This window comes from Paenibacillus kyungheensis (assembly GCF_028606985.1).
Classification (GTDB): domain Bacteria; phylum Bacillota; class Bacilli; order Paenibacillales; family Paenibacillaceae; genus Saccharibacillus; species Saccharibacillus kyungheensis.
Map to the genome: position 1 here is coordinate 900,674 of NZ_CP117416.1, position 25,681 is coordinate 926,354.

Below are 25,681 nucleotides of genomic sequence, written 5' to 3' on the forward strand. Positions count from 1 at the left end.
AAAATCTCTCCTTTTCCTAAATCTATTTCATTTTATTGCTGATAGAATAACGTTAATTAAGCGATAGATCAATCTATTTATCACTTTGAAATGTTATACGGAATCTATATCTATAGGAGGCGGTTTTGTGAAAAAAGGAATTAATATCTGGTCATTTGCAGACAACTATAGTATCGCAGAATGTGCCAGTATCGCAAGTGATGCCGGATTTACTGGAATCGAATTATCGTTACAAGCAGAAGGTGAGCTGGCATTAGATAGTTCTGAATCAGAGCTGATTGCAATTCGCAACACTGTTATCGATCAAGGGTTAGAGATTAGTGGATTAGCTACAGGGCTATACTGGGAATATTCGATGACCAGTGACGATCAGAAGATCCGTCAGCATGCGATCGATATCTGTCGTAAACAGTTAGAAGTAGCCGCCGCACTGGAAGTGGATGCGATTCTAGTGATTCCCGGAGGTGTCGGTGTCGATTTTATCCCTGATTACCCTGTTGTTGCTTATGATCTTGCATATGAACGCGCATTAGAAGCGATAAGCCAATTATCTACAGAAGCGCAATCAGTTGGTGTGCATATCGGAATCGAAAATGTATGGAATAAGTTTTTACTTTCACCGCTTGAAATGAAATCTTTTTTGGATGATATCCATTCAGCGTATGTCGGTGCTTATTTTGACGTGGGTAATGTAGTCTACTCCGGTTATCCCGAGCATTGGATTCGTATTCTAGGAGAGCGGATCAAAAAAGTACATTTTAAAGATTATCGCCGTGAGGTAGGTGGGCTAGCAGGCTTTGTAGATTTGTTAGCAGGTGATGTGAATTATCCGGCTGTTGTTAATGCTCTGCGCGAGATTGACTATACCAACTATGTCACTGCGGAGATGATTCCAGCGTACAAATACTATTCGAACCAGTTAATTTATAACACGTCGCATGCTATGGATAGTATTTTGGGATAAAGGAGGCATCTACAATGGTAAAAGTAGGATTAGTGGGATTTGGATTTATGGGGCATATGCATTTAGAAAATTATATTCGTCTGGCAAAAGAAGGATTAGATGTGCAATTAGTAGCGATCTGTGATGTGCGAATTGAAGAGTTAAAGCATACAAGAGTAACCGGAAATATAGCGACAGATACAGATACTACCGAGATTGATCTATCTGCGTATCATTTGTACGACAATCTGGAAACGATGCTGTTGCACGAGCAGTTAGACGTTATCGATCTTACATTACCAACATACTTACATGCTCCTATCGCTTGTGATCTGCTATCTCGTGGATATAATGTGTTTTGTGAAAAGCCGATGGCTATAAGCGCATCTGCCGGGCAACAGATGGTGGAAGCGGCACAAGCTCACCAGAAGCAGTTGATGATCGGGCAATGTCTACGCTTCTGGCCAGCATATGAATATTTGCGAGAAATAGTGATGAATCAGACATTGGGTCAGGTGATCAGCGGTTCTTTTTTTCGCGGTGGAGAGACGCCTAAAGGTTGGTTTGTCCAAAAAGAGCGCAGTGGTGGAGCGATGCTTGATATGCATATTCATGATGTCGATATTATTCAATGGATATTCGGTGTACCCGAAGCGGTGTCTTCGTTAGCACGTAATGTTGTACCGGGTAGTGGGTATGATATTGTATCGACCAATTATATATATCCAGATGGCAAAGTGATTAATGCTCAAGCAGATTGGACACTACAAGGGGATTATGGATTTGCGATGACGTATCGTGTGAATTTGGAACACGGTAATCTTGTATTTGAGCAAGGGAGCGTAAAAGTGAATCCTAATGATAGCGAAGGATATACCGCTCAATTGTCATCAGATATGGGATATTATCGTCAGTTACGTTATTTTGTAGAACGATTGTTAGATGGTCAACCGATGTCGCAAGCTACACCTGAAAGTACACTGATATCGGTACAACTGGTGGAAGCGGAAATATTATCTGCTAATCGCGCAGGTGAAAAAGTAAATGTTCCTGTAACCACAATCTAATTCAGCAATAACTTGAATAGCTTCATCATATATAGATAGGTCAGAACTATATTTAGATCACTTTGTCGATAAAGTGATCTGAATATAGTTTTTTTATTTGCAGGTATATACCAAATTTTGAATATCATAATTTGAATTGTAGTGTATAATCATAAAGCCCAAATGAATATAAAGGAGTCGTGTATGAATACAGAACAGTCACAGCCATTTGTTCTACGCCAGAGTCTACTGTGGATCATGGCGATTGCTTCAGGGTTAGCTGTTGCTAACTTATATTATAATCAGCCATTGCTTGCAGATATGGCGACTTCCTTCGGAATTAGTCGTGATAAAGCAGGGTATATCTCTACTTTTACACAGATTGGATATGCACTTGGCATGTTGTTATTTGTCCCATTGGGAGATATTAGAGAGCGACGTAAGCTGATCTCAACACTGCTTATTTTGGTTACGATTTCGCTATTAGGTGCGGCGGCTTCCACTCATATTGTTTGGATGTATATTGCCAGTTTTGCAATAGGACTGACAACGGTAGTTCCACAGATTTTAGTTCCTTTTTCAGCGCAATTGGCTACACCGGAACAGCGGGGCAAAGTGATCGGGACAGTCATGAGTGGATTGTTATTCGGTATTTTGCTCGCTCGAACGATCTCAGGATTGATCGGCGGGACATGGGGCTGGCGCTGGATGTATGGGATAGCGGCGATAATGATGTTTGTCCTATTTCTAGTGTTACGACGCAAATTGCCACATGTAGAACCGTTGATGAAATCAACATACTCTGAATTGTTAATATCTATTGGTGGATTGATCCGGCAGTATGCGGTGTTGCGTGAAGGGGCATTGATCGGAGCGCTCAATTTTGCTTCCTTTAGTGTATTCTGGACATCGCTTAGCTTCTATCTAGAAGGAGAACCTTATCATTATAGTAGCCAGATTGCAGGGCTGTTCGGATTGGTTGGTGTCGTCGGTGCATTAGGTGCTCCTATTGTTGGACGCATTGCGGATCGGATACAACCCAAATGGATTATCGGCGCGATGATTGTTGTGACATTGATTTCATTTGCCTTTTTCGGCTGGTTAGGGGGTACATTGATCGGTCTGATGATCGGAATCGTATTACTGGATCTAGGCGTACAAGGAGCCCAAGTCTCCAATCAGGCTCGAATCTATGCGCTCAATGATAGTGCTCGCAGTCGCCTGAATACGGTACTGATGGTCAGTACATTTGTAGGTGGAGCGATCGGTTCTTCGGTGAGTAGCTATATGTGGAAAATCGGCGGGTGGAGTGCTGTTAGTCTATCCGGTGGAGTCTTTATGCTGTTATCGCTGATCGTCTGGAGTATCGCTAGATGGAGAAAACAATAACAAGATAAAAACAAAGAAGCAGTATCGTTTCCTTATGGATCGATCTGCTTCTTTGATTTGTAGATGAACAATAATTTATGTACGATCTTCGGTTAGATATGTTTTAACCGAAGGATGCTTATAATGAGCAAATTGTTCCAGTATTCCTTCAGGAGTGGTATCGACAATCACCATTTCACGATATTTTTGTTGCATAAATTTTTGACTTGTCATTTGGTCAAATAAAGTGATCAAAGGATCATAATAGTGCTCTATATTCATTAGACCACAAGGCTTTTTATGTAATCCCAGTTGTGCCCATGTAAAGATTTCAAAATATTCTTCCATTGTACCAGCACCACCAGGTAAAACGATAAATCCATCAGACATTTCTGCCATTTTGGCTTTGCGTTCATGCATAGAGTCTACAATAATCAATTCAGTCAAATGGTTATGAGCAATTTCACGATTTTGAAGAAAATGAGGTAATATACCAATGACTGTACCGCCTTTTTCTAAAACAGCATCAGCTACTGCACCCATCAATCCGACAGTAGCGCCGCCATAGACAAGTGTAATCTTACGCTTAGCTAGTTCATGACCTAAAGCTATTGCATGTTCTCGATAGCTAGGCAAAGCTCCATCACTTGAACCGCAAAATATAGCTATACTTTTCATTTTATAATCGCTCCTTTTTTCATCTGAACATAATTTAGTTGTCAATATACCATAAAGTAAACAGAAAATGAATAGAATATTATATCTATTCGCATTCCTGATACAACTATAAAAAAGCTCTCTCCTACATTAATAAGAAAGAGCTTTTTTACATTATATTCACTTGTCAGCTTATTTAAATTCAACAGATTCGTGCATACTATTCCATGCGGCTTGACCTACAATACCGAGTCTCCAGATTGAGATGCCTTTTAGATCGTAGCGCTTCGCTAGACCGATTTTGGAATTGACTGAATCTGCATTTTCACTACCTAATGAGATACCTAGAATAAGTTTGTTTTTATTGATCTGTTTTAACGCTAATGAGATCGCTTCATCGACTTTGGCAAGTGGTTCAGGGCTTTTCTCTTTATCATACGCATACGCCATAATAATAATATCGTCTGCTAACGTGCCTAATGTGCGATAATCGTAGCCTTGATACGAGCTGTTAAGCGGGTGGAGCACTACAGTTAATTTAAGATTTTTTTGATGAGCTTGAGTGGCTATATTTTGGATAAATGCATTATAGTCTTTTTGCGCCTGAAGCTTGTCTCCGGTTAATCCTAATCCTTCAAAATCAAGTACTATTCCTTTAAATCCTTTTTGAGTAGCTGTATCGACAATGCCTTTGATCGTTTGTTGTTGTAATGTTGGATTTTCCAAATTCTTATTTAATTCTCCATGTCCATCAACAGCATAGACCATGAGATAAGGAGAAGTGCCTTGTGTAGCGGTATTCTGAATAATCGATTCCGGTGTATCGGCTCCTGCAGATTGAGGCCAGCGATATTCTTTGCCTGTATCCGCAATCGTGAATTTACCATTCAGATCAATTCGACTCCAACCAAATGCCATCGTATCAAAATCAGGAATCATTGCACGCTCATCATATGAAGATAAAGCGTAAAATCCCATCGTATACAAATCTTCTTGTGGTGAAGTGATCGAGACCGTTTTGGAAGCTTGATCCCATTTCACACCTGCTCCAAATTGCTGACTGAAAAAGCTAAGTGGAATCATCGTATTGTTGCTAATCGTCTGTGGTGCCAGAGCCAATGTAACGTTTTTGCTATCGACTGTTGCTTGGGTACTTCCCATAGTTAAAATCACTTTTTTGGTAGTTGAAGCTTCTTTTTTAGTAGCTGTAATTGTTTTGGAAGTTTGGTTCCATTGAACATCAATACCAAGTGCTTCAGAGATAGCACGGAACGGAACCATCGTTGTTCCTTTAATAGCTACAGGTTGAACTGGAAAAGGCAAAGCATATCCATCTAACATAATACTCACCCCACCACTGGTAGCAGCTTGAGCAACTGAAGATGTCCAAGATAAAGCAGGTGTAACCAGACTACCCATCAACAAAGTACTACATAAAGTTAGTTTGACGATCGTTTTCAACTATATTCCTCCTAGTATATATCGCTATGTATACAAATGATTCCAATCTACGTGTAACCTGTATTCACCTCATTACCTCATATTCAGTATCTTTATAACTTTAGTTATTTTACCAAATAAAGTAATTATATACTATATTTTTTGCTACATTACAGATTGCATTTGGACTTGTTACTATTTTTATACTATAATTTTGTCAAATCTATATCATATTTGAATATTCTTACTCTCTATTATCTATATCGATCCACACAACAATAGATGGAGGCTTCTTATGATTACTATTGATTTGAATGGTAAAACAGCATTAGTCACAGGAGCTACAGGTCAGCTAGGAAGAGTAATGGCGCGTACACTGGCTCAGAGTGGTGCTGATGTGATACTTCACTATTTTCGTAATCAGGAACAAGCTCTTGTATTGCAACAAGAACTAGAGCAATTAGGACGTTCTGTGTTTATTATTCAGGCGGATATAGGGCAATTAGCAGATGTGATAGAAATGCGTGATACATTATCGACAAATTTCAAGATGCCTGATATTGTTGTAGGTAATGCTGTTTCTCAATATGAGTGGACATCCATATTGGAACAGAATATGCAGGATTATATAGATCAATTTCAGACTACTGTTCTTCAGGCTGTTCATCTATCCAAAGTATTTGTTCCTCATATGATCCAGCAACAATATGGAAGAATGATAGGAATTAATACCGAATGTGCGATGCAAAATGAACCTACACAATCCGCTTATGTCGCTGGTAAACGTGGAATGGATGGAATTTATCGTATTCTGGCAAAAGAAATAGGGGAACACCAGATTACAGTAAATCAAGTTGCACCTGGTTGGACATTAAGTGAGCGTGATCTAGGAGTAGACAGTTCTGATCGACAAGATAGTGCCTATATTCAGCATGTCCCTTTGCAACGCAGAGGAACAGATCAGGAAATTGCTAATGTAGTCGCTTTTTTGGCTTCTGATCTTGCTAGTTATATTACAGGAGCGTATATTCCAGTAACCGGGGGAAATGTGATGCCTGCTATTTAAATAGTATGCTGAGCATCTGTTGATAATATATACATCCAGAGTAACTCTATTTTTCGAAAGGGTATAACCGTATTGCTTGAGAAAAATAGTGAGATATGATAAAAATAATACACAAACAAGCACATTAAATGATGAACAACTGACTCCGAAAATACGCATCTAAGATCAATGGTTTAATAAGCTGGTTATAGATATTAGTGTCGATTAGAATGTGGGTCTTGATCATCGTTTACTTATATTTACTGAGTATGACTAGATATAAATAAGAATGATCGGTAATGATTCAGACATGATAATGCGCTGTAATTAGGCCGAAGAACGGGTAGAGATACCTTTTCTTCGGTCTATTTTTATTTAGGTTAATCGCATGTATAAACAAAGATTGTATGGTTAAAATGATGTCTTTTATATTGAACGTCCATGATGTGTTATAGATTTAAAAAACGATATAAACGAAGCATCAATGTACCCGAATCTAGTGAATAGATTGGGATATTATACTGGGAGTGTAGTCATTGAATCGTAAAAAAATAATTAACCAAGCAACGAGTTATACTACAAAATTATTAAGAAATCGCTTTGGTAAGGGACCTGAAGCGGTATCGATTTATTTATGTGAACAATGTATTGTTCTACATCTCAAAAATTTTTTGAGTCCAGTCGAGAAATTTTTACTCAGTCAAGAAAAAGAACAAGCTTTTCGATATACACGTGAACTAATTATGAAATCGATGTTGCCTGAACTTAGAAATTTTCTCACGCAACAATTAGATTTGAAAGTGGTTGACCTTTATTATGATTGGGGGATGTATAATGCTTCAGGTGTGATCGTAGGATTACTCGATTATGACCTTTATAGCCAATCCGAAGATTATAAAGGGAAAGAGCAGTTACATGAGTATATTATGAAAGCCACTACCGAATTGCAAAAACCACCTACATGGATCGACTCCTGGTGGATCAATTCCAAAACGTTATTTATTCTTCGTAAAGGGACAACCATTCTGCTTGAAAAAGAATTGATCAGTATGGGGTATGAACATATGCTGCGAATGACCAAAGGAAAGATCGAAAAAGCGCTTTTGGAACAAGAAACGAATCTGGAACCCCTTTTCAACAAAAAGATCGCTGATCTGTATGTAGATTGGAGTTTTGAGAACGATCATAGTATGATTATGTACACTTTCGAAGAATAACGAAATAAGGTAGTTGTTAAGAACGTAAAATGATATAATACCCTAGCGAGGTCATTGTTAATCTTTTTTTTACGATTTTATTTGGTATCGTTATAACTATATAAATGAAATAAAAATATAATCATTACAGAATATGCACATTTGAGTTTATTGTATTGTAATCTTTACGCTCCATGTGAATAATAAAGCAAAATGGAGTATATTCGTATGGAGGCAGAGTTATGCAGTACAATGAATCAGTGAGTCAAGCAACCAGTTTTGTTAATAAAATGCTAAGAAAGCGTTTTGGTAAAGGCCCGGAATCGGTACATATTGTTCTATCCGATCGGTGCATTTTGATTCATCTGCGGAATTTTTTGAGTCCTGTAGAAGAATTTCTATTAAGCCAGGAAGAAGAACAAGCTTTTCGTTATACTCGCGAATTGATTATGAAATCGATGTTACCTGAACTGAGAGTGTTTTTAAATGAACACCTGAATTTAGAGGTAACCGATATGTACTATGATTGGGGTAGACACAATTCTTCCGGCGTAATCGCTGGCTTATTCGGTTCTAGCTGGATGGAGACAGAAGATTATGAAGGAAAAAATGAGATTCATCGTCAAGTGATGAAGGTCACCGCTGAAGTTCAAAAAACGCCTGCTTTTATCGACTCCTGGTGGGTTCATCCAAGATTGTTAATCATCTTTCGAAAGGGTATAACCATACTCCTTGAAAAAGAATTAATAGATTTGGGTTATGAGAATATATTGAAATCGACAAAACGTAAATTAGAAAAACGGCTGTTGGAACAGCATGTGGATCTAGAAGAAATTCTTCAAAAAAAATTAGTCGATTTGTATGCTGATTGGAATTTTGAACGTGATCAGAGTATGGTTGTGTACGTGTTTGAAGAATAACCATTCTCCACTATATAAGTATACGGTCATAATACAGACATTATATATGCGCTGAGATTAAGCCGAAAAAAAGGTAGTTCTACCTTTTTTTCGGCTTTTTCTTTTTTCGGAAAGGAAGGATCCTATGGAACACAAGAACATCAAAATTCTGTATATTGAAGATGATGGAGTGAATATGTTACTGATGCGTCACTTATTTAAAAAGAAGTTACCCTCGGTAGAATTATTAGAAGCTTCCACGATTCAAGAAGGAATTGGTCTGGCGATCAAGGTACAACCTTTTTTGATATTGTCTGATATTCATTTTTTGGGAATGAACGGCTTTGAAGGAATTACTCAATTAAAAGCAGATCCTCGTACATCTATGATTCCGGTCTGGGCAATCAGTGCTTTTGTACTGGAAGAAGATATTCGAAAAGGCAAAGACGCTGGATTTGAACAATATATTACGAAGCCTATCCATATCGGAAGGTTCTCCAAATTATTAGAAGCTTATATTGAACAAAAAACTTCTTAACATAGGCATCTATAATCGTTCTTCTTGTGATACAATACATAAGTCTATTTTAAGATTATTGTGAACAGGAAGGACATCCACATCTATGAAACAAACCCCGTTTATTGCTGTAGAGGGTGCTATCGGTGCTGGTAAAACAACACTTGCGACGATGCTAGCACAAGAAATGAATATCCCACTCATCAAAGAAATTGTAGAAGAAAATCCTTTTCTCGGTAAGTTTTATGAGAATATCGATGAATGGAGTTTTCAGTTGGAGATGTTTTTTCTCTGCAATCGTTACAAGCAATTGGAAGACACCGGACTTCAGTACATTGCCAATCACAAACCTGTGATTTCGGATTATCATATTTATAAAAATCTGATTTTTTCGGAACGTACACTGAAAGGTGTACAGCGGGATAAATACCGTCAAATCTACCATTTGTTAACGGATGATCTGCCAAAGCCTGATATTATTCTGTATATTCGTGCTGATCTAGAAACATTGTTATATCGCATCAAAAAGCGAGAGCGTGTATTCGAACAATCGATGGATACTGCTTATTTGGGGCAATTAATTCTAGATTATGAAGAAGCGATGGCGTCGATTGCAATCAACGAACCATCAACACAGATTATTACGATTGATGGCAACTTGATTGATTTTGTGGAAAATAAGGAGCATTTCGCACAGATTGCTTCTGATCTAAAGGAGCTTATACATGAACGAATACAACATACCTGATAATGCTTTAATTACGATTGCTGGAACAGTAGGTGTCGGTAAATCGACTTTAACATCGGTGTTAGCCGAACGTTTGAATTTCAAAACGTCTTTAGAAAAAGTAGATCATAACCCGTACCTTGAAAAGTTTTACCATGATTTTGAACGGTGGAGCTTTCATTTGCAAATTTATTTTCTAGCAGAACGGTTTAAAGAGCAGAAAGCGATTTTTGAAGCAGGTGGCGGTTATGTTCAAGATCGCTCGATCTATGAAGATACCGGTATTTTTGCGAAAATGCACGCAGATAAAGGCACCATGTCTGTTACTGATTATGAGACGTATACCAGTCTTTTTGATGCGATGGTGATGACTCCTTATTTCCCGCATCCAGATGTATTGGTTTACTTGGAAGGCAGTCTACCTTCGATTCTTAACCGGATTGAACTGCGTGGTCGTCAGATGGAAATCGAGACAGAACGTTCCTACTGGGAACAAATGCATGGACGGTATTCGACATGGATTAATGAATTTACAGGATGCCCGGTATTGCGTCTGAATATCGATCAATACGATGTTCATGATCCAGCTTCAGTCGATTTTATTTTGCATGAAGTGGGTAAAGCGATTCAGTTGTCTCGTAGTAAAAACTTGAGTCAAGTGGAGCAAGCTTAATCTATCGTTATCGCTATTATAATGATCATGTATACAGCAAAGACTCTCCGCGGAGAGTCTTTTTTTGATGCAATATAAACGATAAATGGAACCATAATCTATATTTCTCCTCGATATCTACAGTGACGAAGACCAGAATACAGATGTATTTTCTGATTTTCCAGATTAAGATACAGTGTCGACAATGTCGTTCAGCTGAATTCTTCTGCGACATAACGAATGCACACAGTAGTAGACATTTTCGCGAGTGAGTAAACAAAGACTTTTTAACCTTTTTAAGAATCTGGATTAGACATAATACTGGATAACGATGTAAGTGCGGGTGTTAAGAAAGTGTCCGATTCTTTTCCTTCTGGAGCATGTGCACGGAAAATGTAAGTATCTTTGCTCTGCTGATCTTCCCAGATGATATAATCATGCACTCCTTTTTCATCAGACACTTGTAAAAGTAAACTTGCGCTTACCATAGGGCCTTCTGCTAACTGGTCGCCTTTATACTCTTTGACTTCGCCATATTCTGTTAGTTCTTTGATTCCTTGATTACGCAACTCATCTAAGTTGGAACCAGAAGATACTTTTTCGATTTCGGCATAGTATTTCGGATTGTTCGTCGATTGAAGACGATTGGTTGCTGTGTCTAATGTATATCCATCAAACACGTATAATGAATAATCTTTACTCTTTTTAAGCGTAGCTTTTCGTGTATCACCCATTCCCATATCGAAAGACTTCGTAGGTTCACGTTCTACTACAGAAGCTGTTGCTTCGTCATCTGAAGATGCTGCACTGTCTGTTACTGTATTATCATCCACCTGTTGATTTTCTGTAGTGCTAGATATTGCTGGCGTTGCTTGTGAATCTGTAGCTGCTGGAGCGTTTGTTTGCTTTTGACAGGCCGTCATTGTAAGGGTAAGCAATAAGATAGAAGCTATAGCTAGACTTTGATTTGGTTTATTCATAAGAACACCTCCTCTAGTTAGACGAACTCAATGCAATAAATATTACCTTTATGATCTATTTTGTATATTCCTTTATTCTGAAAATAGTGATTAATATGTTTCTTTGTCCATACTTTTGCAAAAATAACAATCTTACATATTATAAATTTTACATGTAAAATATGGGATATAGCTTATTTTTAACTATTCTTCTAGATGCAGTTGAAAATGCTGTTCAATCATCAAGTTGTTTTATTACACAGAAGGAGCTGCATTATGTCGAACACAATAGAACATGTAATTATTATCGGAGCAGGCATCGGAGGGTTATCGGCTGCGATTTCGTTACAGAAAATAGGGCTTCAGGTTACTTTATGCGAAGGCAATGCTCATGATGCACCTGCGGGTACAGGCATTACACAACCTCAGAATACGTTTAAAGTATTGAAGGATCTAGGTGTATATGAAGAATGTCTGGAGCAAGGCATACAATTAGAAAGTATGCAGATTTTGAACAAAGAAGGACATGTCCTGTTAGAAGTAAACCAAAAGTTTCTAAATGAAGATTTACCTGGACGTAACTCGATCTGGCGTTCTACATTAAATCAGATTTTGTTATCCAAAGCGCTAGCACTTGGAGTTACGATGAAATGGGATAAAAAGCTGAAAACATATGAAGAACACGAACATGGAGTCACTGTTTATTTTGAAGATGATACAATTTTAGAAGCAGATCTACTTGTAGGCTTTGATGGGATTCGTTCGAAAGTACGTAATATTATGCTTCAACGTGAGGTTCAGTCGTCTTATCTAGGGATGGGTTCATGGCGTGTGCCGATTGAATTTCCTGCCGGTACATTGACGACAACGAGTTATATGTTATTGAATGATGACAATAAAGTAGGTATTTTTCCGCTGACAGCTACCAGTGGTTATATGTTTATCCTGAAGCCTGTTCACGAAGACTATCGTGACCCGAAAGAACAGCGTTATCATACTGTGCGCCATATGTTAGAACCTTTTCAATGGAAAAAAGATTTCCTGAACAGTTGTTTCCAACCTGACAGTCCTATTCTATTTAATATGATTCGTCAGATTGTGCTGAAAGAAAAATGGTATAGCCAACGTGTCGTTATCGGTGGCGATGCTGCTCATGCCAGTGCTCCGAATCTGGCACAAGGTGCAGCGATGGCGATAGAAGACGCGATTGTATTAGCAGAAGAGATTGCTCAACATGACTCTTTATCAGAAGCTCTATCTGCTTATTATGATCGAAGATATCCAAGAGCACGAGAAGTGCAACGGTTATCCGAAGAATTGCTAATCAACGAAATGTCGGGCAAATCTTCTCAACAAGCGATTATCCAGCAGTGTGATGCTTTATTGGAAAAAGCGTATTAAGTACCAAGACAACTGGATTACTATCTATCATTACTATCGACCACTGATAATAAATCAATCAAAAAGTGCCTTTGCGGGCACTTTTTTTATTTGTCTTTTTTGTTGCAAATTTATTCGTATCATCTGCCCTATAGATCAGATCCCTCTATGAATATAATCCCATTTTTTGTCACGTTTACAAAGTAGATGTATGAAATTGGAAAAGGATGTATAAAGTTCAGAGCGTAATTAGTCGAAGAAGTAGATAAGGGACTATCTACAATGATCGGATGCTACATATATAAATATAGCTAAAGAAAAAGGAGCCTACCGATGAGAAAGTATAACAAACATGAAGAAGGCTTTACCTTGATTGAAGTGATGGCAGCTATCGTAATTTTGGCGATTGTTTCGTTGGTGTTAATGTCTTATTTTAGTGATTCCTTATCGTACGCCAAAAGCAATGCCAATAAAACAGTAATGGTGAATCTTGCTCGTAATGCACTGGTATACGCAGAAAAGCAAGATTTTGATATATGGAAAACGTATTTTCAATCCAATGCTAGTATTGATAGCCAAAAGTGTGAATCAATCAGCAATTGTAGTATCTATGCTTCACTGGTAGAACAACCTGCTGTCCTGGCGGCTGTATTGAATCCTGTGGTGAATGGAGTGCAGTATCGGGTAGCGATTAAATATCAGAAAGATTTACTGCAATCCTCTACGGGCACGACTGCAACGATCAAAGGGCAAGAGTCTCCCTATCTGCTTCCGATTCAGATTAGTATACATGGAATAGAAGAAAAGTCAGGGCAGGTGGGAACGATTGTGGAGGGGTATATCACTGATGAGAAAATTCGTTGATCGCTTACGTCGTCAAGATGGATTTACGTTAGTCGAAATGCTGCCTACATTGCTTTTGTTAGCTATGGTCATGAGTATGATCTATGGAGTGGCTCATTTTGGAATGCGTAGTTATAACCAGATCAAAGTCGAAAATTCGTTGCGAGATGAAGGCGATATATTGATGTCTTCGATTATTACCGAACTGTATACTTTTTCACCGGATCGTGTTCGTCAATTAACAGTCAATGGCAAAAATATAGGGATTCGCTTAGAACGTGATCCAGCGATAGCCAGTGGCACAACAGGAACGATCGAAGTATTAAATATTTATATGCAGGCAGGTTCACTATATATCGGTGACTTGCAGAGCGTGAGTAGTTCATCAACCGTTACTTCGATTGTGCAACCCAAAGATCAGGTAAGAGCGATACAGTCTCGATTGGGAGATAGCTCATCGATTCAGATTCAATCGGATGGACGAACAGTCTATACGAGCGGCATTATTCAGATCAAGTTAGCACTATCTCAGACGGTACAAGGTCAAAATAAAAGTCTCGTGCTTGAAAGCAATTTTGGATTTTGATGATAGATATTCAGATGTTTAATTTGGATATTGGAAAAGGAGGTTATCCATGTCTATATTGCAAAAATGGAAACGCAACATTCAGTTACTGCTAACCCATCCCGATCGCAACAGGGTATGCCATCCCGTTCAACAGGAACAAGGATCAGCACTGGTAATGGTGATGTTTGTTGTACTGATATTGACGGTGCTAGGACTGGCTGTACTGAGCGCAACAGTAGGGGGAGCCAAACGTACAGAAACACGTGAAAATGATGTACAAAGTCTGCATCTGGCGCAGAAATCACTGGATGAGACGGTTGCTTATATTACAGCTCAATTGGATCAAAAGCGAAATATTGATCCGGTTAGTCTGGATGCCGATATTTTGAATATTACACAACAGGTTCAGAATCAGATCAATACCGATATTAAGACAAGTACTGATCTACAAGCATCAGGAGCAGGCCCGTCACAAGCCAGACTGATGTCTATTGTATACAAAGGCCCGGAGAAAGGAACCACTTCACAGCTTACACGCTATGCGCTGACTTTAACAGCTCAAGCTAATGTGAATGGAGTTATTCGTACACTGGTACAAGAAGTGAATATTGATACGTTCCCAGAATTTCTAAGTTATGCGCTAGGGTCAGAACATAATCTGATTCTGAATGGAGCGCCTAATGTTATTGGTAACATCTATGCAGGAAATAGCTTGCTTACGAGTCGTACGGCTCGCTACACGTACAAAGCAGCTAATCATACGCAATCTACTCAATATCCTCATCTGAACGGTGATGCTTATGTACAATCATTAGATGCGATTCAAGAAGAAAAAGTCATGAATCAGTACACACCTATCAATATGGATGCTACACTTGCCAACGATAGTCTAGGACGAGTACTGGGTATTTCACTGGAACAAGTGAATATCAAAAACAAAAAGAAATTTGTACAGGTCAATATGGATCAGACATTTATAGATAAAATAGCTGAAGCAGTCTCGGTGAATCGTAATGATATTCAGACGATGTACAACAGTTCCAATCAGAATCCGGCTCAATTGATGACAGATGTCGCCAAACGCTACGGGATCAAGCAATTGACATTGCCTACGAAGCCAGCCACTCCTGTTCGTCCGGCAGTGGGTGCTCCATCTACCGAGTGGGATCAATATAATGCGGCTGTTGCCGCTATGCAGTCTTATGAAGAACAGATGGCAAAGCTCAAAGTTACACTGGCTACTCTTGATCAATCTGTGGTGTTCAACGGGGATTTGGAACTGGATGGTGTTACATTTAACCAATTGAATTATGCGCAAAAAGCAGGTAAATGGTTTTTGCTTAATGGAAGTTTGACGATTGATAATTACCAGCAAAGTTCGATCAATATACGTGCTAATATGCTTACCGCAGGCAATGTGACGATACATGGAGAAGCTGATTTGGATGCAACGATCTATGTGATGAAAACACCAAGCAATGCGACAGACTATACAACAGTATTACAAGATGCGACGATCAAAGGTCTGAATGGGAAAGAGGTCGTTTTATTATCCAAAGGTGGTATTTTGCTCAATCGTATTGAAGCATTCAGCAGTACACCGACAACGATAAAAGGATTCTTTTATACCGAAGCGGCAGCCGATTTGTACGGTGTAGGCTCGGTATTCTGGTTAGACGGTGGCTTTTTTGCTAAAGGCGATCTGACAGTCAATGCAGTCGTTGGTGATGCTGTAGGAGGCGCTAGTGATATTGAAGTAAATCCTTCTTCGAATGTAGGTAGTCGCTTCCGGGTCACGTATAACGAAAGTGTCTATGCAGATCAACAAGCAGGCTTACCACGGATTCAGCAGGTGAATGTACGTGTAGGCAAGTTAGAACTGAAATAACTATCGTTATGTTAAAGCAGTTTCTAGCTCTCCAAAGAAAATGTATGATTAATACAATAACAAAAGGCACTTACGATCTGATATCAGATTGTAAGTGCCTTTTTCGTATCGTTATATGATTATCATATATAGAAATGAATTAGTAGCGGTCACCATTGGTATTTTTGGCGAGTACTTTAATCGTCACCGTTGCTCGAATAGATGCTTGATCGGTATAGATCACAGTCGCTTCAGCGGTTCCTTTACGAATTCCTTTCACAATACCATCTTTGGTTACAGTGATATTGTCTGTATTGGTTGTACTCCATTGCAGTGCATTTTGCAGAGCGTTCGTTAAGTCGACATTCGCAGGGGTGAAGAACAAGACCGAATTCAGATTCATCGAATCGCCTTCCCAAATCTGAATTTCACTTGGCAATCTTAATCCGGTTAGCACAGGTATCACGTCTACATTTAATTGCGCTTGTTTCCCGCCTCCGCTAACTACGACCGTCACTGTTCCTTTTTGTATCCCTGTAACAACTGCTGTACTGCCTGTTCCTACAATCGTAGCATAACTGCTTTGAGTAGGATCAGCGAATGACCATTTGAAATCAGGTATATCTGCATCTGCTGGCGTTAATATCGCTTGTAATTTAATACTTTCACTAATATTAACTTTGTTCGCTCCGATAATAGATAGCCCTTGTACTGGTTGTACGACCTGTATTTGTTTTTTTACTTCGATCCCACCAGCATTGACGACAACAGTCACTGTTCCTTTTTGCTTACCTGTAATCACAGCAGTATCTCCTGTACCTGATGTGATACCAGCCAGAGTAGAACTGGTTGGACTTTCAAATGACCAGCTATACTTCGGTGTATCTGCATTCGCTGGAGAAATAATCGCTTGTAAATTGATTGTAGAACCTACAGCTACCGTATCAGGCCCTTGAATCGTTACTTTCTCGACCGGTCTGGTGATTAGAATAGGATGTTCGCTAGTATAGGTACGACTTGGTGCACCGTTAGTCGTCACTGTAGCAACAAGAGTGACGGTACCCGAATCATATCCGCGAACGACTACTTTCCAAGGATCAAGTAGTGTAGGTGTCAGTGTAGCTTTGTCTTTATCAGTTGCATTTTTAAATGACCATGTCACAGTTGCTTTAGGATTAGCAGGAACGAGGATCGCTTGCAATGTAGTGTTATCGCCTACTTTGAGCTGATCTGCTCCGACAATCGACACGCCGGGATTGGTAACGACTACCGTCGCTGTTGTCGATACATTGCTACCATCTGTTGCTGTAATCGTAATATGAGCGGTTCCCGGTGAAACGGCTGTAATGGTTCCATTTTCACCTGTAGGTGTTACGGTTAGAACAGCAGGATTGTCCGATTTCCATTGCAATATTTTATTGTTAGCATCAGCAGGTAAAACGATAGGAATTAATGTCTTCTGATCGCCTACCCATAATGTGTCATTAGGCAATTGCAAGCTGGTGATACGGGCAACAGACGAGAAAATAATATCTGGAAATACAATAGTGACTCGTTCTGTTGGTGGAGGAGTAGGCACTTGAATATCGCCTGCAAATGGATACAGGGAAGCACTACGCGCTGAACCTGTTAATGATCCTCCGATCAGTGTTCCTTTAATATCTCCACTGAATGTAACTGCTGCTCGTGGAGCAAGTACGGTACCCTGGACACTACTATTTCCTAGATTAAGAGCAGTCGCGCCACTAAAGTTCAATAATACTTGCTTCGGATTAACGCCACTGCTCAATGTTAATCCTCCATTCATACTTACAACCGTTCCATCAATATTGACCAGTACAGTTGAACCTGCGGGCACATTGATATTAAATGAACTGGCTTTACTTACTGCTGCACCAGAGACATTGAATACATTGGTGGTAGGATCAGTACCTGTTAAAGTAATTGCTCCTGACGTTTCTACTTTGGTTGTGCCATTAGCAGTCACAGTAGCTAACCGATCTGTTTTTTTGAGTAATTGTGCACTAGCGGCATCGAAGTCAATCGGAGTACCTTTTACTGTTTTGATATAGAAAGGACTAATTACAGTTCCTCCATAGACAGCATTACCATAATTGATCGTTCCACCTACTAGACCCAAGTTTAAATTTTTACCTGCTACCAATACGCCTGTTCCAGCAGCCGTCGAAGTAAGCTTGGTTCCGATATTGAAGCCACTAGAGAGTGTAACTGTACCAGCGCCAGCAACACGACCTTCTGTTGAAAATCCAGAAGCATTCATATTGATATCGCCAAGCATAAAGATATTGTAATCTCCAGCTGTTCCAAGATCGCCGATATTTTCAAAAGCATTATGAATATCTGCATACTCAAGCTTTGCATTAACCAGATTATACGTTCCCTGACTAACCGGAGTCAGTGCTATAGAGAATGTAAGCGGATCTGGATTATCCGGTGTATACGATTGAACATTATTTTTGGTTGTCAGACTGTATGGAATGTCTGTTAGCGTCTTTTTCAAAGTATAACCTGTTGCTACTGTGCCTTCTTTGGTCATTCCATCTGGCAAATTACCGACAATCTCAAGGTTGGGTGGAAGCTTCTCTGTATATTGAATATTAGAAATAAGAAGCTTACTGAATCCTTGTTCTTGTGTATTCACTGTTTTGAAATCGATCGGTTGTGGAGTAACCGAATACTGTAACGTCAGCGGAGTGTTGCGCTGAATGGTTCCATTTTGTACACCGGACACAATTTTGCGATCGGTTAATAGATTGGCACGAGCTTGTTCAATATTCAAAGTAGTGGTCTGCGTAGACACAGCACCTTGTTTATCCCGAACGGTTACTTCAATCTGTAGTGTACCGCCTTGTGGTAAAGGATTGTTAAACGTTTCGGTAACATTTTGACCGGATAAGACTGTTTTTTCGGGAATTTCAAGGTCGGGCAAGTACACACCGCCTGATTTGAATTTGACACTGGCATATAGATTACGATCTTTCAGATCCAGATCGTTGGGAATATAACTCAGTACAAGGTCTTTTAGATAAGAAGGCTTGGTGCTCTGATCAGTTGGTGCATTGATTGTAATATAAGGAGCATGGTTAGAACCGATAAATGCCCGGTATAACGTATTTACAAATAATTTCTGCTCCCATTGAGGGAATTTATTGTTGGTATGTCCTGTACCTGAATAAGTTACATTTCCTTTGGAATACGTATAGTAATGATTCCAGCTATCCGCGGCATCACGACTACTACCAATAATGTTGTACCATGACACCACATCTGGATCTTCCAAATTCAGCGTATAGTACTGATCATGGGTAAGATTGATTTGCCCTACATATCCACCGGTATTCGTCGGAGCTTGACTCAGATCGAAAGGAAATTGAGTCAATAGCCCATCATTAACAACCGCTGTACTGGAAGAAGCAGAGACTGCATTCAAGCCAATATTCGTTTTTGGAGCAATCTGACCGGAGCTAGGCTGGAAGTAGCTTAACCATCGATTAGAATTGGTATTACTTTTATCATAAATCGTATCATGCGTGAACATCACGCCCTGACCGGAAGCGATAAATTTCTGTACCGCTGTAGCAGATGCATCGGTTAACGGAGCGAATTGATTGTATTCATCGCGAAAACCAAACACAAGCATATCGTACGTTCCGTTGAGCGTGCTATATACAGCCGGAGTATTAAAATCACTAAAAGATTTGACGGTAATATTCAGGTTATAATCATTTCCCATCAGATAACTTTGCGTCATATTCGCTGTATTTAACAAACTACTAGCAGTGCCATCAGACGGCAGGATTTGTAATACACGTACGACTGTTTTTTCATCCTGATAGCGAATAATGCCTGTTGTATAGTTTTTCAGTTGTCCGCTACTTTGACGATCTACAATTTCAAGCTTCCAATATAGTAAACCTGAATATGCTTTGGGTAACTTGTATTGTAATGTTCCATTGGATTGAGTAAGCGAAGTAGTAGCTACCAGTTGATCTCTGCCCATCGTAATCACTTTATCGATTCCTAGATACAGATTCGCTTCAACTCCACCACTACTAAAATCAGATATACGATCAACGTTAAATGCAAAATTAATCGTATCCCCTTGTTTGTATACATTAGTCTTATTCACAGAATAATCTATCGGAGCAGCTGTAACCGTAAACTGAGGACGCTGCATCAGTAAGCTACTAATAGTAGAACTTGAATTTTTCATCTGTGTTACCAGTGCTGTTAAGCCATTATCATCGACAAAAAAGACATTGCTTACTTTGGAAGCCGCCTGATTGTATTTGGCAAATGTATCATACAAAATCCGTTGATCAGCTGTTGCTTTGGAAGTATTGGCTGTCTGACTCAAAATAGACGTGTGCAAAATAACCGGCAATCCTTTGTTGATATAACTATTGACAATATCATCTGCTTTGAGATGTGTAATATCGTTCATCACAGGAGTGGTATTGTGATTATTTCCTTGAACACCTGTTGTGCTATATATTCCTTTACCAATATAGATTGCATCATATCTACCATCTAACTCTTCGCGTTGAGCCACGAACTCTTTCATACGAATCGAGCGCACTGTGAAATTAGAAACGTTAGCCAACTGGCTTTTTAAAGTCGACGTGCCATCATCACTGATTTCTAAAATTCGCACAGGATATGCAGCCGCTGCGCCTACAATCATATGGGTGATCGGTATAATCATCAGGCATAAAAGTACGATAACTAAAGGAATCCAGCGCTTTCTCATCTTCATATATAATTTCTCCTTAATATTTTTGTTTCGCTATATAACAAATTTTGTAAAAGTGTCCGATAAAAGTGAAGTAACTGATATCTATATCGGTTGATGATGTTAATTCACAAAGGCATTTCACTCAATTTGTTGTTCCTAATCGCATCTATTTTACAAACAGGTATATAGAGACTCATCAGTACGTCATCATCATGGCTATGGAGTTGAAATGAATGAAAATGCTGAAAAAAAAATTAGGCGATCTTTTATTTGAAAGTGGTCTAATTTCGCAAGAACAATTGCAACAAGCCCTAACAGAACAAAATAAATCCAAACGCAAGCTTGGGGATGTATTAATAGCGCAAGGATTTATCACAGAGCAACAATTGATTGAAGTGTTAGAACTTCAATTAGGTATTCCTCATGTGAGTCTTTTTAAATATCAGATTGATCCGGCAATCACACAGATTATTCCGGAAAGTATGGCCAAGCGTTATCAGGTGCTTCCATTTATGAAAGATGGCAGTAAATTAACGGTAGCAATGGTTGATCCACTGGATTACTTTGCAATAGAAGATTTGCGGATGACGACTGGATTTCGGATTGAACCAGCTATTTCTAGTCGGGATGAATTACAGCGCGCGATTGCTCATTATTATGGGTTGCGTGATTCGATGAGTCTGATGATGGGCGAGTTGCCCAGTCAAGATGAGATCGAAGAAACCGAGATTACCGATGAAGCTTCGCCTATTGTACGTCTGGTCAATCAGATGATTCAGCAAGCTGTTCATTTGAAAGCTTCAGATATTCATGTAGACCCTGGTGAAAATGATGTAGTCATTCGTTATCGTATCGATGGAGTGTTACGCACAGAGCGTCATTTACCGAAACAAATGCAAGGATTTATAACCGCTCGTCTGAAAATTATGGCGAAATTAAATATTGCTGAACGTCGTCTGCCACAAGATGGACGGATAAAGCTACAGTTTGATCTGAAGATGGTCGATATTAGGGTATCTTCATTACCAACGATGCATGGAGAGAAAATAGTTCTTCGTCTGTTGGATTTAAGTACAGGTGTAAAGCCTGTAGAACAATTAGGATTTGATCGTAAAAATGCAGTCTGGTTCCGCGAAATGATTGAACAGCCTTACGGTATCTTGTTAATCACAGGCCCTACAGGTAGCGGAAAAACAACTACTCTTTACTCGGCGCTTAATCTATTGAATACCGAAAGTGCCAATGTCATCACGATCGAAGATCCGGTGGAATATCAATTAGAAGGTGTCAATCAAGTACAGGTCAATCCGGGAATCGGCTTAACGTTTGCATCAGGATTACGTTCGATTTTGAGACAAGATCCTAATATCGTTATGGTCGGAGAAATACGTGATGATGAGACTGCTGAAATTGCTGTACGTGCTTCTTTAACAGGGCATCTGGTGTTATCAACGATTCATACGAATGATGCAGTAAGCACAGTGATGCGTCTACGTGATATGGGCATTGAACCGTATCTGATCGCTTCTTCACTGATAGGGATTGTCGCTCAGCGCTTAGTACGTCGTATCTGTTCGGATTGCAAAGAATCATACACACCGACAGATCAAGAAAAGATTGTGCTAGAAAGTCATGGATTAGATGTACAGGTGCTACATCGTGGCAAAGGTTGTGGTAACTGTAATAACACCGGTTATCGCGGACGTGTAGCGATTCAAGAAGTTCTCAAAATTGATAAAACGTTGCGCCGTATCATTACAGAAGGAGCAGCTATCGAAGAAATTAGAAACGCGGCTAAAGATCAAGAGATGGTAACTCTTATGAATGACGGATTGCACAAAGTTATAGAAGGTATAACGACTGTTCAAGAAGTTATGCGTGAAACGGTTGCTTATTAATTAGCCAATCCCAAAACATCACAACATCATATTCCAGTCAGAGGGGGGAAGAAATGAATGGCTCATATCGGTCTGAATATCAAGGAGTTACTTGGTAACATGCGAGATGCAGAAGCTTCTGATCTGCATGTATCGACCGGATCAGCGCCTATTATGCGGGTTCACGGTATGTTGCATACAGGCAAAGGAGCACTTCTTACTGCTAGTGATACAGAAGAAATGGCTCGAATGTTATTACGAGACGATCAATGGGCTATTTTTCAACAAGCAGGCGAATTGGATTTTGCTTATATGCTAGAAAATGGATCACGTTATCGGATCAATGTATTTCGGCAAAAAGGTCATATCAGTATTGCAGCAAGAGCGATCTCTGATCGTATTCCTACATTGGAGTCACTAGGATTACCTACAATGCTCAAAGGATTAACCGAAAAGCCGCAAGGATTAGTATTAGTCACAGGCCCTACAGGTAGTGGTAAATCTTCTACACTGGCGGCAATGATTGGATATATCAATACACATCAGCGCAAGCATATCGTTACGTTAGAAGATCCTATTGAGTATTTGCATGAACATGGATATTCATTGGTAAATCAACGGGAAGTAGGTCATGATACAGCAAGTTTTGCCAACGGAATTCGGGCAGCTTTACGACAAGATCCTGATGTATTACTGGTAGGGGAAATGCGAGATTTGGATACAATCTCTGCTGCTGTAACCGCGGCTGAAACAGGGCATCTTGTATTCGCAACTTTGCATACCAGTGATGCACCACAGACCGTTGATCGGATTATTGATGTCTTTCCTGCTCACCAGCAAGGACAGATACGAATCCAGTTAGCATCTGTGTTAACAGCGATCATTTCACAACGGTTATTACCTTTAGCTGATGGGCAAGGGCGAGTATGTGCGACTGAGATTCTGATTCAGACGCCTGCGATCGCCAATCTAATCCGAACTGAAAAAACACATCAGATCAAAAGTCTGATGCAGACAGGGCGAATGTTAGGGATGCATACACTGGATATGAATATTCGTGAACTGTTGCAACGTGGACAAATTTTGCCAGCGGTTGGTAAGCCATATCTTTCCGAGGTGAATGCATAATGGCTCAATTTGAATATCAGGTACGAACCAATAGTGGTAAACAGCTCAAAGGCACTTTAAATGCTACTGACAAAACAGCAGCGATGGAAGAATTACGTAAGCGTGGCTTAACGGTATTCTCGCTTAATGAACAGCGCATGACGCTGTTTTCCAAAGAGATCTATATTGGTAGTCCGGTCAAAACGATTCATTTTATTATTTTCTGTCGGCAGTTCTCCACCTTGATTCGTGCAGGAGTTACGATTCTAGATGCTACTCGAATACTAGCCGAACAGACCGAAAGTAAAGTGTTACGCAAAACATTGCAAGATGTATATGCTAGCCTGATGCGAGGCATTGCCCTATCACAAGCGATGCAAGAACATCGCAAAGTATTTCCAGCACTATTTATCAGCATGTTACGTGCGGGCGAAGAATCAGGTGATCTGGAAGGTACATTAGATCGCTTAGCAGTTTATTTTGAAAAGCGTCATGGTACACGAGAAAAGATCAAATCAGCATTAACATATCCAGTAACAGTAGGATTGCTTGCTGTTGCGGTAACGGTGTATCTGCTAGCCGCTATTATTCCACAGTTTGTCAATATGTTTGCGTCGATGAATGCACAGTTACCTGCGATTACAGTGATTGTGTTGTCATTAAGTAATAGTTTGCAAAAGCAGTGGTATATCTGGGTACTGGTACTTCTGCTTATGATCATTTCATATATTATTGTTCAGCGTTCGGAACGAGGAGCGTATTGGATTGATTATGCCAAGCTCAAAGTGCCTATTTTCGGAAAGTTGAATCAAAAAGGGTCGATTGCTCAATTTGCCCGTACGTTTTCTTCATTATATGCCAGTTCTGTACCTATTCTACAAGCCCTTTCGATTGTAGAAGAAGTAGCTGGCAACAAAGTGATCGAAGGGTATTTACGTCAGGCAGGGGACTCGTTACGCAAAGGAAATCCATTGTCTGAACCGCTCAAAAAAGCATGGGTATTTCCACCAATGGTCACACAAATGATCGCAATCGGGGAAGAAACAGGTGCTCTGGATCAGATGCTGGGTAAAGTAGCCGATTTTTATGAGATGGATGTCGATAATACGGTAGATCGGTTAAAGTCATTGCTTGAGCCGTTATTGATTACTTTTTTATCCACTATTGTTGGTATTATTGTCGCTGCAATTATGTTGCCGATGTTTAGTCTATATAACAATTTGTAAGAAATGGCATCAAGGAATAACACTACATTTAATTAACTGGAGGAATTCAAAATGATGAGCAAAGTGATGAAACGTATGGGTAAAGAGGAAAAAGGATTTACATTGATCGAGTTACTAGCAGTTATCGTAATTATGGCTATTATCGCAGTTATTGCGATTCCAATGATCGGTAATGTTATTAATAAATCCAAAGCAAATGGTGATCTAGCGACAGCATCACAAGTATACAATGCAGCTCGTTTATATGTGATTGGTGAAAAAAATGGTGATTTCACTACTGCTGCGAACAGAACAGTAACATTGGCTAATATGGTAGATGGCGGTTATTTAAATGCTGATACAAGTTTACCAAGTTCAAAAGCAAAATTAACAGCGGCTACTGTAATATTTACAGACAAGGGTGAACTTACCAGTGTGACGCTTGCACCTGTAGGACAAGGATCAACGAATGGAACATATACAGCAGCTCAAGTGCTTAGTGCGACTCCCGCAACTCCGGCAACTAACTAAACAAAATTTGGCTACTAATCAAATGAAGCATTAAATCATAAAATCTATCAACAACCTACAAAAGATCGGAACCATGTTTCCGGTCTTTTTGAAATCAT

At 39.5% G+C, this 25,681-nt stretch carries 21 protein-coding genes; 17 read left to right on the forward strand and 4 right to left on the reverse strand.

The features are described 5' to 3' along the window. Positions 1–127 precede the first annotated feature (127 nt). The 3 genes from PQ456_RS04040 (at position 128) to PQ456_RS04050 (ending at position 3,378) form a co-directional block, all read left to right on the forward strand. The gene (locus PQ456_RS04040) at positions 128–964 is read left to right on the forward strand and encodes a sugar phosphate isomerase/epimerase family protein (RefSeq protein WP_273614972.1); all 837 of its coding nucleotides are present in this window, start codon (positions 128–130) and stop codon (positions 962–964) included. Positions 965–978: 14 nt separating this feature from the next. Then, complete coding sequence (locus PQ456_RS04045; RefSeq protein WP_273614973.1) at positions 979–2,010, forward strand: Gfo/Idh/MocA family protein; 1,032 nt, start codon at positions 979–981, stop codon at positions 2,008–2,010. Positions 2,011–2,193: 183 nt separating this feature from the next. Further along, positions 2,194–3,378: an MFS transporter gene (locus PQ456_RS04050; RefSeq protein ID WP_273614974.1), complete on the forward strand. Its 1,185-nt coding sequence runs from the start codon at positions 2,194–2,196 to the stop codon at positions 3,376–3,378. Positions 3,379–3,453: 75 nt separating this feature from the next. Here the strand turns inward: PQ456_RS04050 and PQ456_RS04055 are convergent, their stop codons facing one another. Both PQ456_RS04055 and PQ456_RS04060 read right to left on the reverse strand, forming a co-directional pair. Further along, a complete protein-coding gene (locus tag PQ456_RS04055) occupies positions 3,454–4,035 on the reverse strand; it encodes an LOG family protein (RefSeq protein WP_273614975.1) in 582 nt (193 codons plus the stop codon). 171 nt (positions 4,036–4,206) lie between these two features. Then, complete coding sequence (locus tag PQ456_RS04060) at positions 4,207–5,475, reverse strand: stalk domain-containing protein (RefSeq protein ID WP_420540639.1); 1,269 nt, start codon at positions 5,473–5,475, stop codon at positions 4,207–4,209. Positions 5,476–5,749: 274 nt separating this feature from the next. Here PQ456_RS04060 and PQ456_RS04065 point away from each other — a divergent pair, with 274 nt between their 5' ends. From PQ456_RS04065 to PQ456_RS04090, 6 genes are all read left to right on the forward strand, one after another. After that, positions 5,750–6,520 (forward strand): SDR family NAD(P)-dependent oxidoreductase, encoded by a 771-nt coding sequence (locus tag PQ456_RS04065; RefSeq protein ID WP_273614976.1) that lies wholly within the window; start codon positions 5,750–5,752, stop codon positions 6,518–6,520. Between the two features lie 515 nt (positions 6,521–7,035). Then, positions 7,036–7,716: a Na-translocating system protein MpsC family protein gene (locus tag PQ456_RS04070; RefSeq protein ID WP_273614977.1), complete on the forward strand. Its 681-nt coding sequence runs from the start codon at positions 7,036–7,038 to the stop codon at positions 7,714–7,716. Positions 7,717–7,937: 221 nt separating this feature from the next. Further along, positions 7,938–8,615 carry a Na-translocating system protein MpsC family protein gene (locus tag PQ456_RS04075; protein ID WP_273614978.1) on the forward strand — a complete coding sequence of 226 codons (678 nt, stop codon included), beginning with the start codon at positions 7,938–7,940 and terminating at the stop codon, positions 8,613–8,615. A gap of 124 nt (positions 8,616–8,739) precedes the next feature. Further along, positions 8,740–9,132, forward strand: coding sequence for a response regulator (locus PQ456_RS04080; protein WP_273614979.1), 393 nt, complete (start codon positions 8,740–8,742; stop codon positions 9,130–9,132). Positions 9,133–9,217: 85 nt separating this feature from the next. After that, positions 9,218–9,859: a deoxynucleoside kinase gene (locus PQ456_RS04085; protein ID WP_273614980.1), complete on the forward strand. Its 642-nt coding sequence runs from the start codon at positions 9,218–9,220 to the stop codon at positions 9,857–9,859. Next, positions 9,837–10,511, forward strand: a complete 675-nt coding sequence (locus PQ456_RS04090; protein WP_273614981.1) for a deoxynucleoside kinase — start codon at positions 9,837–9,839, stop codon at positions 10,509–10,511. The genes PQ456_RS04085 and PQ456_RS04090 overlap by 23 nt, the downstream gene beginning before the upstream one ends. Before the next feature lie 275 nt (positions 10,512–10,786). Here the strand turns inward: PQ456_RS04090 and PQ456_RS04095 are convergent, their stop codons facing one another. Continuing rightward, positions 10,787–11,470, reverse strand: a complete 684-nt coding sequence (locus tag PQ456_RS04095; protein ID WP_273614982.1) for a hypothetical protein — start codon at positions 11,468–11,470, stop codon at positions 10,787–10,789. Positions 11,471–11,725: 255 nt separating this feature from the next. Here PQ456_RS04095 and PQ456_RS04100 point away from each other — a divergent pair, with 255 nt between their 5' ends. From PQ456_RS04100 to PQ456_RS04115, 4 genes are all read left to right on the forward strand, one after another. Next, positions 11,726–12,850, forward strand: coding sequence for an FAD-dependent monooxygenase (locus PQ456_RS04100; protein WP_273614983.1), 1,125 nt, complete (start codon positions 11,726–11,728; stop codon positions 12,848–12,850). A gap of 312 nt (positions 12,851–13,162) precedes the next feature. Next, entirely contained in the window at positions 13,163–13,693 is a 531-nt protein-coding gene (locus PQ456_RS04105; protein ID WP_273614984.1) for a type IV pilus modification PilV family protein, read from the forward strand. Continuing rightward, positions 13,677–14,258, forward strand: coding sequence for a PulJ/GspJ family protein (locus PQ456_RS04110; RefSeq protein WP_273614985.1), 582 nt, complete (start codon positions 13,677–13,679; stop codon positions 14,256–14,258). Before PQ456_RS04105 ends, PQ456_RS04110 begins: the two co-directional genes overlap by 17 nt. 49 nt (positions 14,259–14,307) lie before the next feature. Then, on the forward strand, positions 14,308–16,128 hold the full coding sequence (locus tag PQ456_RS04115) for a hypothetical protein (protein WP_273614986.1): 1,821 nt from the start codon (positions 14,308–14,310) through the stop codon (positions 16,126–16,128). A 139-nt stretch (positions 16,129–16,267) separates the two neighbouring features. Here PQ456_RS04115 and PQ456_RS04120 read toward each other — a convergent pair whose 3' ends face one another. After that, positions 16,268–20,884, reverse strand: a complete 4,617-nt coding sequence (locus tag PQ456_RS04120; protein WP_273614987.1) for a DUF5057 domain-containing protein — start codon at positions 20,882–20,884, stop codon at positions 16,268–16,270. Positions 20,885–21,096: 212 nt separating this feature from the next. Here PQ456_RS04120 and PQ456_RS04125 point away from each other — a divergent pair, with 212 nt between their 5' ends. Genes PQ456_RS04125 through PQ456_RS04140 form a run of 4 tightly spaced genes read left to right on the forward strand, consistent with a single transcriptional unit; the run spans position 21,097 to position 25,583 of the window. Continuing rightward, the gene (locus PQ456_RS04125) at positions 21,097–22,761 is read left to right on the forward strand and encodes a GspE/PulE family protein (RefSeq protein ID WP_273614988.1); all 1,665 of its coding nucleotides are present in this window, start codon (positions 21,097–21,099) and stop codon (positions 22,759–22,761) included. Positions 22,762–22,818: 57 nt separating this feature from the next. Next, on the forward strand, positions 22,819–23,868 hold the full coding sequence (locus PQ456_RS04130; protein WP_273614989.1) for a type IV pilus twitching motility protein PilT: 1,050 nt from the start codon (positions 22,819–22,821) through the stop codon (positions 23,866–23,868). Further along, positions 23,868–25,073 (forward strand): type II secretion system F family protein, encoded by a 1,206-nt coding sequence (locus tag PQ456_RS04135; RefSeq protein WP_273614990.1) that lies wholly within the window; start codon positions 23,868–23,870, stop codon positions 25,071–25,073. Before PQ456_RS04130 ends, PQ456_RS04135 begins: the two co-directional genes overlap by 1 nt. 51 nt (positions 25,074–25,124) lie before the next feature. Beyond that, a complete protein-coding gene (locus PQ456_RS04140; RefSeq protein ID WP_273614991.1) occupies positions 25,125–25,583 on the forward strand; it encodes a prepilin-type N-terminal cleavage/methylation domain-containing protein in 459 nt (152 codons plus the stop codon). The last annotated feature ends 98 nt before the right edge of the window (positions 25,584–25,681 follow it).